Annotated in this window: 10 protein-coding genes; 7 read left to right on the forward strand and 3 right to left on the reverse strand. The window is 64.4% G+C overall.

The genetic code is table 11. The features are described from left to right. Position 1 precedes the first annotated feature (1 nt). Positions 2-1,393, forward strand: a complete 1,392-nt coding sequence (locus AAEZ08_RS03175; protein ID WP_102821357.1) for an ethanolamine ammonia-lyase subunit EutB — start codon at positions 2-4, stop codon at positions 1,391-1,393. Between the two features lie 84 nt (positions 1,394-1,477). Beyond that, complete coding sequence (eutC, locus tag AAEZ08_RS03180) at positions 1,478-2,272, forward strand: ethanolamine ammonia-lyase subunit EutC (protein WP_500123700.1); 795 nt, start codon at positions 1,478-1,480, stop codon at positions 2,270-2,272. Positions 2,273-2,278: 6 nt separating this feature from the next. On the opposite strand, the gene AAEZ08_RS03185 is transcribed toward eutC, so the two are convergent. Both AAEZ08_RS03185 and AAEZ08_RS03190 read right to left on the reverse strand, forming a co-directional pair. Then, on the reverse strand, positions 2,279-3,832 hold the full coding sequence (locus tag AAEZ08_RS03185; RefSeq protein WP_427702081.1) for an alkaline phosphatase D family protein: 1,554 nt from the start codon (positions 3,830-3,832) through the stop codon (positions 2,279-2,281). 86 nt (positions 3,833-3,918) lie between these two features. Beyond that, the gene (locus AAEZ08_RS03190) at positions 3,919-4,347 is read right to left on the reverse strand and encodes a RidA family protein (RefSeq protein WP_350601583.1); all 429 of its coding nucleotides are present in this window, start codon (positions 4,345-4,347) and stop codon (positions 3,919-3,921) included. A 210-nt stretch (positions 4,348-4,557) separates the two neighbouring features. On the opposite strand from AAEZ08_RS03190, the gene AAEZ08_RS03195 reads away from it, so the two are divergent. Together AAEZ08_RS03195 and ppa are read left to right on the forward strand one after the other, a co-directional pair. Continuing rightward, positions 4,558-5,370 carry a M90 family metallopeptidase gene (locus AAEZ08_RS03195; RefSeq protein WP_427702082.1) on the forward strand — a complete coding sequence of 271 codons (813 nt, stop codon included), beginning with the start codon at positions 4,558-4,560 and terminating at the stop codon, positions 5,368-5,370. A 108-nt stretch (positions 5,371-5,478) separates the two neighbouring features. After that, a complete protein-coding gene (gene ppa / locus AAEZ08_RS03200) occupies positions 5,479-6,006 on the forward strand; it encodes an inorganic diphosphatase (protein ID WP_003283075.1) in 528 nt (175 codons plus the stop codon). Between the two features lie 105 nt (positions 6,007-6,111). Here the strand turns inward: ppa and AAEZ08_RS03205 are convergent, their stop codons facing one another. Next, complete coding sequence (locus tag AAEZ08_RS03205) at positions 6,112-7,593, reverse strand: sensor domain-containing diguanylate cyclase (protein ID WP_170934325.1); 1,482 nt, start codon at positions 7,591-7,593, stop codon at positions 6,112-6,114. A gap of 295 nt (positions 7,594-7,888) precedes the next feature. Between AAEZ08_RS03205 and AAEZ08_RS03210 the strand changes: the two genes are divergently transcribed. From AAEZ08_RS03210 to AAEZ08_RS03220, 3 genes are all read left to right on the forward strand, one after another. Continuing rightward, positions 7,889-8,824: an ABC transporter substrate-binding protein gene (locus AAEZ08_RS03210; RefSeq protein WP_088137657.1), complete on the forward strand. Its 936-nt coding sequence runs from the start codon at positions 7,889-7,891 to the stop codon at positions 8,822-8,824. Continuing rightward, positions 8,818-11,208, forward strand: coding sequence for a putative bifunctional diguanylate cyclase/phosphodiesterase (locus tag AAEZ08_RS03215; RefSeq protein WP_500123701.1), 2,391 nt, complete (start codon positions 8,818-8,820; stop codon positions 11,206-11,208). The genes AAEZ08_RS03210 and AAEZ08_RS03215 overlap by 7 nt, the downstream gene beginning before the upstream one ends. 86 nt (positions 11,209-11,294) lie before the next feature. Further along, positions 11,295-11,792: an RNA polymerase sigma factor gene (locus AAEZ08_RS03220; RefSeq protein ID WP_017246489.1), complete on the forward strand. Its 498-nt coding sequence runs from the start codon at positions 11,295-11,297 to the stop codon at positions 11,790-11,792. Positions 11,793-11,975: the final 183 nt, after the last annotated feature.

The following is an 11,975-nucleotide window of genomic DNA, read 5'->3' on the forward strand; positions in this document are numbered from 1 at the left end:
CATGACGTACTCGCACAGCGTGGGCGGCACCACCTGGCGCTTCGACGATCTGCGCGAGGTGATGGCCAAGGCCAGCCCGGCGCGCTCCGGCGACCAGCTCGCCGGAGTCGCGGCGGGCAGCGACGCCGAACGCGTGGCGGCGCAGATGTGCCTGGCCGCGGTGCCGCTCAAGCGCTTTCTCGAGGAAGCACTGATTCCCTACGAAAGCGATGAAGTCACTCGGCTGATCATCGACAGCCATGACGCCGCTGCCTTCGCCCCGGTCAGCCATCTGACCGTGGGCGATTTTCGCAACTGGCTGCTCGGCGAGGAGGCGGACGAGTCGTCGCTAAAGGCTCTGGCACACGGCCTGACGCCGGAGATGGTCGCCGCGGTGTCGAAGATCATGCGCGTGCAGGACCTGATCCTCGTCGCGCAGAAGGTCCGCGTCGTCACCCGCTTTCGCAACAGCATCGGTCTGGCCGGACGCATGTCCACCCGGCTGCAGCCGAACCATCCCACCGACGACGGCGCCGGCATCGCCGCGAGCATTCTCGACGGCCTGCTCTACGGCAACGGCGACGCCGTGATCGGCATCAACCCGGCCACCGACAGCACCGCCGGCATCTGCGAGCTGCTGAAGATGCTCGACGCAGTGATCAGCCGCTACGACATCCCGACCCAGGCCTGCATCCTCACCCACGTCACCACCTCCATCGAGGCGATCAATCGCGGCGCGCCGCTGGATCTGGTGTTCCAGTCCATCGCCGGCACCGAGGCGGCCAATGCCAGCTTCGGCATCAGCCTGGCGACGCTGCAGGAAGGCTACGAGGCCGGTCTGTCGCAGAAGCGTGGCACCCTCGGCGACAACCTCATGTATTTCGAGACCGGCCAGGGCAGCGCGCTCTCGGCCAACGCCCACCACGGCGTCGACCAGCAGACCTGCGAAGCCCGCGCCTACGCCGTCGCACGCCGCTACAAGCCGCTGCTGGTGAACACCGTGGTCGGCTTTATCGGCCCGGAATACCTCTACAACGGCAAGCAGATCATCCGCGCCGGGCTGGAGGACCACTTCTGCGGCAAGCTGCTCGGCGTGCCGATGGGTTGCGACATTTGCTACACCAACCACGCCGAAGCCGACCAGGACGACATGGATATGCTGCTGACCCTGCTCGGCACGGCGGGCATCAACTTCATTATGGGCATCCCGGGCTCGGACGATGTGATGCTCAACTACCAGACCACCTCCTTTCACGACGCCCTTTACGTGCGCCAGGTGCTTGGCCTGCGGCCCGCGCCGGAGTTCGAGGAATGGCTGGCGAAGATGCAGATCCTCCGGCAGGACGGCAATCGCCTGCAGCTCGGCCGCGAGCTGCCCGAAGCCTTCCGCCGGGCGCTGGAGAAAATGGCATGAAGCCGCTCGCGTAAGCTCGCCATCCTCAGGTGGAAAACGCTGCGCGCTTTTCCACTCGCTTGCCCGTCACACTCCGAGGTAGCCATGCACGACCGCTCCCCCACCACCGACAATCCGTGGCAGCACCTGCGCCAGCTGACCCCGGCGCGCATCGCCCTTGGCCGGGCTGGTGTCAGCCTGCCCACCGACGCGCAGCTGGATTTCCAGTTCGCCCACGCCCAGGCGCGCGACGCCGTGCATCTGCCGCTGGACTGCGAGGCGCTGGCTGCCGAGCTGGAGAAACATGAACTTGGCTGCCTGCACCTGCGCAGCGCCGCTTCAGACCGACAGATCTATCTGCAGCGTCCCGACCTCGGTCGGCGCCTCGACGAAGCCAGCGCAACCACGCTCGACGAGCATGCGGGAGACGGCTGCGACCTGGCGCTGGTGATCGCCGACGGCCTCTCCGCCCTGGCCGTACAACGCCACGCCGCACCGATGGCCTTGAAGATCGCCGAGCACTGTCAGGCCGAAGGCCGGTCGCTCGGGCCGATCACCCTGGTCGAACAGGGCCGCGTGGCGATTGCCGACGAAATCGGCCAGCGCCTCAAGGCGCGCATGGTGGTCATTCTGCTCGGCGAACGCCCAGGGCTCAGCTCGCCGGACAGCCTGGGCCTGTACTTCACCTGGGCGCCGCAGGTCGGCCGGCACGATGCGCAGCGCAACTGCATTTCCAACATTCGCCCAGAAGGCCTGAGCTACAACCTCGCCGCGCACCGCCTGCTCTATCTGATGCGTGAAGCCAGCCGCCGGCAGCTCTCCGGCGTACAGCTCAAGGACGAAGCAGAAGTACCGGCGCTCGAAGGCGAGCCTCGCGCCGGCAACTTCCTGCTCGGCTGAGCCGGTTCAGGCCTGCTGCCAGGGCTCAAGCGTCTGGCTGTAGACCACCGTGCCGTCGATGTCGCGCAGGCTGACCTGCAACGCAGCGGTCTGCGCGTCGATCTCCACCTCGCCGAAGAACTGGAAGCCTGCCCGCGGCGAGCTGTTCGCGGTCGGCGGCGCCTTCTGGAACACCACCTCTGGGCCGAAGGTGCCATCCAGCGGATTCGGTCCGAAGCTGCCGGCGTTCAGTGGCCCGGCGACGAACTCCCAGAACGGCTCGAACTGCTGATAGGCCGCCCGATTCGGGTGGTAGTGATGCGCCGCGCAATAGTGCACATCGGCGGTCAGCCAGACGGTATTGCGCACCCGCGCGCGCTGGATGAAGGTCAGCAGCTCGGCAATCTCCAGCTCGCGGCCAAGCGCTTCGCCGTCATGGCCGTTGGCGATCGCCTCCCAGCGCGGACCGTCCGGTACGTGCAGGCCGATGGGCATGTCGGCGGCGATGACCTTCCAGGTTGCGCGCGAGGCCCGCAGCTCGCGCTTGAGCCAGCGCAGCTGCTCGCGGCCGAGAAACGCCGTGTCGGCGCCCTGCTCCGCTTGCAGGTTGTGGGTGTTCGGCCCGCGATAGCTGCGCATGTCCAGCACGAACACATCCAGCAGCGGCCCATAGCTGACCTTGCGGTAGATGCGCCCCTCGGTGTCGCCGCGGGCCATGCGCATCGGCGCGTATTCGAGATAGGCCTGACGTGCGCGCTGCACCAGGGTGTCGATGTCACGCACCTGCTGGTAACGGTCGTCCAGCTCCTTGCTCGGCGACCAGTTGTTCGTCACCTCGTGATCGTCCCACTGCCAGATCTGCGGCACCTCGGCGTTGAAGGCCCGCAGGTTCTCGTCCAGCAGGTTGTAGCGGTAGTTGCCGCGAAACTCGTGCAGCGTCTCGGCAACCTTGCTCTTCTCTTCGGTAACCAGGTTGCGCCAGATGCTGCCGTCCTCAGCGGTTACCTCGGCGGGGATCGGCCCGTCGGCGTAGATCACGTCGCCGCTGTGCAGGAAAAAGTCCGGCCGGCGCATGCGCATGCTTTCGTAGATGCGCATGCCGCCGAAGTCCGGGTTGATGCCGTAACCCTGGCCGCAGGTGTCACCGCCCCAGACGAAGCGAATGTCGCGCGGGCGCGTTGGTGCGCTGCGCAGATGGCCGAACCAGGGCTCGCTGAGCATGCCGCTGCGGGCATCCTCGAAACGCGCGCGGTAGAAGATCGACTGATCCGCCGGAAGCCCGCGCAGATCGACACGGGCAGTGAAGTCCTGGCTAGCGTCGGTGATCAACGAGGCCATGCGCCGTGGATTGCCGAAACGGCTGCGCGTATCCCACTCGACGATCAGTCGGCCGGGCCGGTCGCAGCGGCTCCAGATCAGCGCGCGGTCGCCCGCCACGTCACCGGACTGCACGCCGTCGAGCATCTGCGGACGCTCGCGCGGCGCGGCGATGATAGCGGGCGCAACGCCCAATGCCGGCAGGGCGAGGCCGGCGCCGATGCCCTGCAGCAGTTGGCGGCGTTTCTGATCCGGTGCGGTCATGACGGGGTCTCCTTGCGAGTGGGTAGTGCTCCTGATGTACCCACCACGCTTGACAGTCCCATGACGCGCCGACCGGCGGTACTCAGCTAACCCTCTGCCAACAACACCACCGCCTCGACTTCGAAGAGCATGCCGTCCAACGCCAGGCGCGGCACCGGAGTCAGCGTACAAGCAGGCTTCGGTCCCGGCCCCAGCGCACGTTCCAGCTCGTCGCCAAAAATGTGCAGGCGAGTTTCACTGTGGTCGACGATCAGCACGCCGAGCTTGGCGATCTGCGCCGGCGTCCCGCCTGCGCCCTCGATGGCGATGCACAGGTTGCGCAGCGCCTGGCGCACCTGTTGGCGAAAATCGACTGACAGCTGGCCATCAACCGCCTCACCACCCTGCCCGGCGATGAACGCCATCCGCACCCCCGCCGGCAGCACCGCAACGTGGGAATAGCCGTTGGATGTTGGGTCATAGAGGCCGGGCGGATTGATCAGTGAAAGCCCCTTGCATCCGGTTTGTTCTGTCATGACCTGTTCCTCGTTCGTGCGTAGTGGCAACACGGCAGCCCCCCCACCGTGGCGGACCTGATCAGCAGCTCAACTTAGCAGCACTCGACCATTGCGCAAGATTCCGGCTCGCAGCTGCGTTGCCACTGCGCTCCGGCCAGATGGTACCCAGCTTGCCGCACGGGACGGCCACGCTTAATGTGAGCGCCCACCTAGCTGGAGCCTCCGCCCATGTGGTCCATCCGCGCCTGGCAGCGCAAACGCATCCTTGCCCGCAATCCGGTTGCTCCAGAGCTATGGCAGCAGGTGCTCGACAGCCTGCCGATACTCGATGGCCTGAGCGAGGACGAGTTGAACCGCATGCGTGAGCGCGCTGTGCTGTTCCTGCATGAAAAGCGCCTGACGCCTCTGGCAGGAGTCGAGCTGCAACCCCAGGACCGCCTGCGCCTGGCGCTACAGGCGCAGTTGCCGCTGCTGCACCTGGCCGAGCTTGGCTGGTATCGCGGCTTTCACGAGATCGTGATCTATCCCGATGACTTCCTCAGCCCGCAGAAGCACCGTGATGCGGCCGGCGTCGAGCATGAATGGGACGCCGAGCACAGCGGCGAAGCCTGGCTGCAGGGCCCGGTAATTCTCGCCTGGCCCGGCGTGCAGGAGAGCGGCGGCTGGGAGGCCTACAACCTGGTGATCCACGAATTGGCGCACAAGCTGGACATGCTCAACGGCGACGCCAACGGCCTGCCGCCGCTGCACCGGCAGATGCGCATCGATGCCTGGGCCAGCGCCATGCAGAGCGCCTACGACCAGCTCGACCGCATGCTCGACGCCAACCCCGATGCCGAAACGCCGATTGATCCGTACGCCGCCGAGAACCCCGCCGAGTTCTTCGCCGTCACCAGCGAGTACTTCTTCAGCGCGCCGGATGTGCTGCACCAGGTTTTCCCGGAGGTCTACGCGCAACTCGCCGAGTTCTACCGGCAGGACCCGCTGGCCCGACTGCAACGCCTGCAGGCCGAACATCCGGCGTACCGGGAACCTGCGTAGGTTGTGCACGTCGAACCCCGGCGTGCATTGCGCGCGACATTGCGCCTATAATCGCGCCCACTTTTTTCCGCCCCCAGGCCGCGCTGGCCGATCAGGAGCCCATCGTTCATGAGCTACAGCAAAGTCCCGGCTGGCAAAGACCTGCCGAACGACATCTACGTCGCCATCGAGATCCCGGCCAACCATGCGCCGATCAAGTACGAAATCGATCACGACACCGACTGCCTGTTCGTAGATCGCTTCATGGCCACCCCGATGTTCTACCCGGCCAACTACGGTTTCATCCCGCACACTCTGGCCGATGACGGCGACCCCCTCGACGTGCTGGTCGTGACCCCATATCCGGTTGCCCCGGGATCGGTCATCCGCTGCCGTCCGGTTGGCGTGCTGAACATGACCGACGAAGCCGGCGGCGACGCCAAGCTGATCGCCGTCCCGCACGACAAGCTCTCCCAGCTGTATGTGGACGTTAAGGAATACACCGACCTGCCTCCGCTGCTGATCGAGCAGATCAAGCACTTCTTCGAGAACTACAAGGATCTCGAGAAGGGCAAGTGGGTCAAGGTCGAGGGCTGGGGCAACGCCGACGAAGCCCGCGCAGCAATCACCAAGGCGGTTGCGGCTTACCAAAAATAAGCCAACGCCACCCCATGAAAGCCGGCCACAAGCCGGCTTTTTATTGCCTGCGATTTATGTTTCGGTCAGCCATCCGCTGGCTGCGAAACCCGCGCAGCCGCCCAATTAGGCCGGATACGCGGATGAGCGATCGGCGTGCACCTGATTCCTGCCGCCATGCTTGGCCTCGTAAAGCGCCTTGTCCGCTTGGGCAATCAGGTGATCCACATCGCCCTTCCTCGCATCGGCTTGAGCCACCCCGATACTGACCGTAATGGCGATGTCACCAGCGACAGTTGCAATAGGCGCGTGAGCGACGGCAGAACGGATCTTCTCTGCGACGGTACGTGCGCCCTCGGCGTCTGTATGGGGCAAAGCGACGGCGAACTCCTCGCCGCCAAGCCGACCGAACAGGTCGTGCGCCCGCAGCATACCGGCGCAGGTGGCCGCAAACTGTTTGAGCACTGCATCGCCTATCGGATGGCCGTGCGAGTCGTTGACGCGCTTGAAATGATCGATATCGAGCATCAGCACACTCAGGCTGCCCCCGTGACGGCGCGCCCGCGCAAGCTCGGCCTCCAGGCTACTGAGGAACGAGCGCCGATTACTCACGCCGGTCAGCACATCAGTACTGGCTAGCTGAGCCAACTGATCGTGAGCCTGACGGAGCATGGCCGTGCTCTGGAAGTACCTGCTGGTCAGCACGAATACCAAGACCGCTACAGCAGAAAGCAGCAGCGAGATGATGCCAGCCGAAGCGATCAGCAGCTCTCGGCGCGCGTGGTAGGCCGCCATGAAATCCTTGGGCGACAGCAGCACAACCACCACAACCCCGTCAGAGATCAAGCGCCGATAGGCCCCCAGGCGATACTCACCATCAATAGCGCTGACACCTTCGTAGTACCCCCGCGCGGGGGCGCTCGGGTCGAAATAGGGCTTGTCCTCGGGCATCTTGAACCGCCCGTAGCGCCCGGCGATTGGCGTCCCAGAGGCAATGGCGCGCAAACTGCGATCAGTGCCGAGCAACGCGATACTGCCATTGGGGCCGACGTCGATCTGCTGGTAATAGTCGGCAAAAAAGCTCATCGGCACCGAAAGAACCAACACGCCGGCGAACTCACCGTCCTGGTGGATCGGTCGGGTGAACTGGATGGTCCACTGCTTCGACACCTTGCCCAATACGGGCTTGCTGATGAAGAGGCGATCCTCCCCGGGGTTGTCACGGTGTACGCGGAAATGCTCCCGATCGCTCAGGTCCACAGGGTGGATAGACGCGTCGAGGTTGGAGAAAACCAACCGCCCATCCTTGTCTATCACTGCGAGCTGGGTGACGAAGCTGCCGTAAGCCTTCAACTCCTCGTTCAGGTGACTTCGAAAGTCAGCGTGCTCAAGTACGTCCTCGCGCATGTCCAGCAGCACGATATCCATCAGCCTAATCGTGCTTCGTACGTGCGCCTCGAACGCCGTCGCCAGGTTCATCGCATCATGACGCGCCGCCTCCTCGGTCAAGGCACGCTCGTGTTTGATTTGGTCAAGCACGAAGGCCCACATCGGCAGCAACGCGAGCGTCAGTACGAGAGCAGCCAGTAATCCTGCCTTGCGATTCAATCGTTCACTCCGTCTCTTCCTACGCGAAGTTCTTGTTTTCGAAGCTACCAGACGCCCTGCCTGGCCAGCCAGACACGTTACGGCAAGGGAATTCAACGCGCTGCAGGCTCAAACGTAACACCAAACCGCAGTGAGGCCCCGCCCTAAAAGAGGCAAAAAGCCAGTATTTGCAAGCCCTTGAGGGCATGTCATCGCTAAGAGCAAGACGAAATAAATAATATCCACTGCTTTAGCAGGGATTCCCGTGACCGTACGGTTTCGCTATGGTGGCAAACAGATATCGCGGAGCGATCACATGATCCGGGCTCTTACCCTTGCGCTGCTGTTCGTTGCCTTGCTTGGCTGCCAGCCTGACCCGGAAGCGCTTCGGGTGGGCGGCAATCGTTGGCTGGGTTATGCCCCGCTCTACCTGGCGGATGATCTCGGCTGGACGGCACCCAGCGGTATTCGCCTGGTGGAATATCCAAATGCCACCGGCGTGCTACGCGGTTTTCGCAACGGCATGCTGGACGCGGCCCTTTTGACGCTCGACGAAACCCTTGCACTACAGGGCAGCGCGACCGATCTCGATCTGGAAATAATCCTGATCACCAATGTCTCCGTCGGCGCCGATGCGCTGTTCGCGCGCGCACCAGTGACCAGTATTACGGAGCTTGCAGGCCGTCGGATCGGCGTGGAGAACACGGCACTGGGCGCGTACCTGCTATCGCGCGTACTGGACCAGGCTCAGCTGGACATCAGCGAACTGCACGTCGTCAGCCTGCCTATTCACGAGCAGGTCGAGGCCTTCGGTGCCGGAACGGTGGATGCGGTGATCACCTTCGCCTCGGAAGGCCCGCTTCTGGAGGCACAAGGCGCACGCCGCATCTTCGACAGCCGACAGTTACCGGGCGAGATCGTCGATGTGCTGGTGGTCGATCGACACAAGGTAAACCCAGAGCAACGCCAGCGCCTCCGAGCGCTGTGGTTCGACGCACTTCACGCCTGGCGGGAAAACCGATCCGCAACCGACCCACGTCTTCACGCCCGTCTGGGCCTGACGGCCGAGACACTGGAGGTCACCTTAGGTGGGCTCTTGATGGGCGACGGCAGCGTCAATCGCGACTGGTTCGACGGCGGTCAGCTGACGCAGAGCATTGAGCGGATGAGCCAGTACATGACGGAAAAACACCTGCTCAACGGAACACGCCACTACGGGCTGCTGCCCGGCTGCGAGGTGCTCGGATGCTGACCAGACTGTCGTTGCGCAGGTCGCTGCCGCTACTGCTCGGACTATTCGGGTTGTTGTTCACCGTCCTGCTGACCGTATGGCACCTGCCGACGCGCATCGAGGAAACGCTGGCTGGCTGGCGCAGCCACACCCATCAGCACCTCGCGCTCCTGCAGAGCAGCCTGAGCGACCACCGCCGTCTGGACCGCGATGCCGAGCTGGAAACCGAGCTGGCGGACCTGGCGAGTCTGAATGGCGTGCGCTGGGCCATGGTGGTCGATCATGACCTGCAGATGATCGCGGCCACTCGCCTGGGCCTGATGGCCGAACAGCTTCAGCTGATCAGCGCTGCAGAGCTGAAGTCGTATGTCGGTAGCGGACGCGCAGGCTGGATCGGTGAAGGGCCCACACAACTGGCAGTCTATCCACTGGATCGAGTCGCCCAGGATGGCACGCCGTTGCGTGAAGCGCTGTTGGTGGAATACGACTTCGCGCCGATGCTTGCGCAGACCAAACGCGAAGCCTGGTTCTATCTGGCTCAAACGCTGACGTTGCTGCTGTTGCTTGGCGTGATTCTCAACCGGCTGTACGGTCGGCTGCTGACGCGGCGCCTGGCCCTTATCGATCAAGCGGCCCGCCAGTTCGCCATCGACCAACAGCCCCGGCCCCTCGCGGTCGGTGGTCGCGATGAAATCAGTCGGCTGGCCGTCACCCTCAACCGCATGATGAGCGAGCTGCACGAGCGCCAGCTGGCGCTCAGCGAGAGCGAGCATCTGCTGCGCAATCTGATCGAAACGGCACCGGTCGGTATGCTGGTGGTTGATCACGACTTACGCGTGCTGCAGGCCAACCCGGCCGCCGCCTGCCTGTTCGGCTGCTCACCAGACGAGCTGCGCGGCACGTTGCCCGGCGAGCGCCTGGCCGAGAGCGACGCCACGGCACGCCTGCGCAGCACGCCGCCGAACACGACGCTGGAATTGACCGGGCGGCGCAACGGCCGGGACGTGCCACTAGAGGTCAGCTGTACGCCCTTTCATCGCTACGGCGAGCAGCATTTTCTCGTGCTGCTGCGCGATATCAGCGATCGGATGCGCGCCGAACAGCGCCTGCGCTTTCTCGCCCACTTCGATCCGCTGACCCAACTGGCCAATCGCAACTACCTGATGCAGCGCCTTGACCAGTTGCTGGCTGCGCGCCTGCCTCTGAGCCTGCTCTATCTGGATCTGGACCACTTCAAACGCATCAACGACAGCCTGGGTCACGAGATCGGCGACAAGCTGCTGATACAGATCGGCGATCGCCTCGGCCAGCTGATGCCCGAACATTCGCTGCTATCGCGTACCGGCGGCGACGAATTCATGCTGCTGCTGGACAGTGACGACGTCGCCGCAGCCGAGCAGCTGGCCCGACGCATCATCGAAGGTTTTCAGTTGCCCGTACGCATCGGCCAGTACGAGTGTTTCGTCAGCCCCAGCATCGGCGTCGCCGTCAGCGACGGACGGCACAGCGCCACCGATCTGCTCAAGCAGGTGGACCTGGCCCTGTATGCGGCCAAGGACGCCGGGCGCAACTGCACGGTGATCTACAACGAAGCGCTCAGCGATGCCGCCGCCGGCCGCCGCGCCCTCGAGCAGGCTCTGCGCCGGGCGCTGGACCGGGACGAGTTCGTGCTGCATTACCAGGCCCAGGTCAATGCCCAGGGCGAGCCCGAAGTCATGGAGGCGCTGCTGCGCTGGAATTCGCCGGAGCGCGGACTGGTACCGCCCGGAGAGTTCATCCCGGTGCTGGAAGAGAGCGGCATGATCATCGAGGCGACCCGCTGGGTGGTCCGAGAGGCCTGCCGCCAGGCCTGCCGCTGGCACGCCATGGGCCATCCGCTACGCATCGCGATCAACCTGTCGCCGCTGGACTTCCGCCAGGCCGATCTGGCGGGCAGCCTGCTGGCGATCCTCGCCGAAGAGGGTGCGTCGCCCGACATGCTGGAGCTGGAGATCACCGAAAGCGCGCTGCTGGAGGCCGACGAACATGTGCAGCAGACCCTCGGCCGTCTCAAGGCCGCCGGTTTGCCACTGCTGCTCGATGACTTCGGCACCGGCTATGCCTCGCTGACGTACCTGCAGCGCTTCCGCTTCGACGGTATCAAGATCGACCGTGAATTCGTCAGCGGGCTGCCGGACAGCGAGCAATCGGTAGCCCTGGTGCGGGGCATCCTCACCATGGCCAGCCACCTTGGGCTGCATGTGGTGGCCGAAGGGGTGGAGAACGAGCGTCAGGCGGCCTTCCTGCGCCTCAACGGCTGCCCCAGCCTGCAAGGCTTCCACTATGCGCGACCGCAGCCGGCAGCGCAGTGCCGTCTGCAGCTGAATGGCCGGCCGGTCAATCTGCAGCTGCCGCTGGACGGCTGATCGGCATCGATAGCGGCAAAGCGCCTGCAATTGCGAAGCGTTCGCATCTGAGTTAGGTTCGTGCCCCCTTCCGGTGGCACGCACCCATGCGCGACAACAACAAGATTCCCGATGCCTGTCTGCAATGCTATGTCCATCACCGCCAACGGCTGGTAGCCCATCTGACTCGCCTCGGCGGCTGCCGAGCACTGGCCGAGGACCTGGCCCAGGATGCCTGGCTGAAACTGGCGCAGGTCATGCCCGAGCAGAGCCTCGCCAACCCCAAGGCCTATCTCTTTCGCATCGCCACCAATCTCTTGCGTGATGCCCTGCGCCATCGCGCGCTTGTCGGTGCCGGCGACGAGGCACCGCTGGAACTGATCGAGGCCGTGCAGGCCGACCCCTGCGGGCTGGTGGAACACCAGTGTGCGCTGCGATGCGTCCTACGCCAGCTCGACGACTTGCCGCCACGCTGTCGCCAGGTGTTCGAACTGGCGCGGCTGGAAGGGCTCAGCCAGGCGGAGATCGCCGAGCGTCTGGGCATTTCGGTGAACACCGTGATCGCTCAGCTGGCCAAGGCGCGCCAGCGGCTGGAGCGCCCGTAATTTTTTTTCTTCGACCCCGTAATGGTTTTTCCGCGCTGATTCGTCTTGCCTGTGCCCTTGCGCAATTGAGAGTAATTCTCGATTAAACGGCATCCTCGCAGATGCTTTCGTGCGGCCACGCCGCCAGACAAGAAACCACCGACGCCGCGAAAACGGCCCGCTCCGGGTCGCGGCCGCGCTCGG

Origin of the sequence: Pseudomonas sp. E45-MNA-CIBAN-0222, assembly GCF_040310405.1 — a bacterium.
Lineage (GTDB): Bacteria > Pseudomonadota > Gammaproteobacteria > Pseudomonadales > Pseudomonadaceae > Stutzerimonas > Stutzerimonas stutzeri_AC.

Excerpts from the sequence above, each read along its gene's own strand:
- AAEZ08_RS03215 (WP_500123701.1), top strand. The coding sequence starts at position 8,818 with ATGCTGACCAGACTGTCGTTGCGCAGGTCGCTGCCGCTACTGCTCGGA.
- AAEZ08_RS03195 (WP_427702082.1), top strand. The coding sequence starts at position 4,558 with ATGTGGTCCATCCGCGCCTGGCAGCGCAAACGCATCCTTGCCCGCAAT.
- AAEZ08_RS03220 (WP_017246489.1), top strand. The coding sequence starts at position 11,295 with ATGCGCGACAACAACAAGATTCCCGATGCCTGTCTGCAATGCTATGTC.
- AAEZ08_RS03190 (WP_350601583.1), bottom strand. The coding sequence starts at position 4,347 with ATGACAGAACAAACCGGATGCAAGGGGCTTTCACTGATCAATCCGCCC.
- AAEZ08_RS03210 (WP_088137657.1), top strand. The coding sequence starts at position 7,889 with ATGATCCGGGCTCTTACCCTTGCGCTGCTGTTCGTTGCCTTGCTTGGC.
- eutC (WP_500123700.1), top strand. The coding sequence starts at position 1,478 with ATGCACGACCGCTCCCCCACCACCGACAATCCGTGGCAGCACCTGCGC.
- AAEZ08_RS03175 (WP_102821357.1), top strand. The coding sequence starts at position 2 with ATGACGTACTCGCACAGCGTGGGCGGCACCACCTGGCGCTTCGACGAT.
- ppa (WP_003283075.1), top strand. The coding sequence starts at position 5,479 with ATGAGCTACAGCAAAGTCCCGGCTGGCAAAGACCTGCCGAACGACATC.
- AAEZ08_RS03185 (WP_427702081.1), bottom strand. The coding sequence starts at position 3,832 with ATGACCGCACCGGATCAGAAACGCCGCCAACTGCTGCAGGGCATCGGC.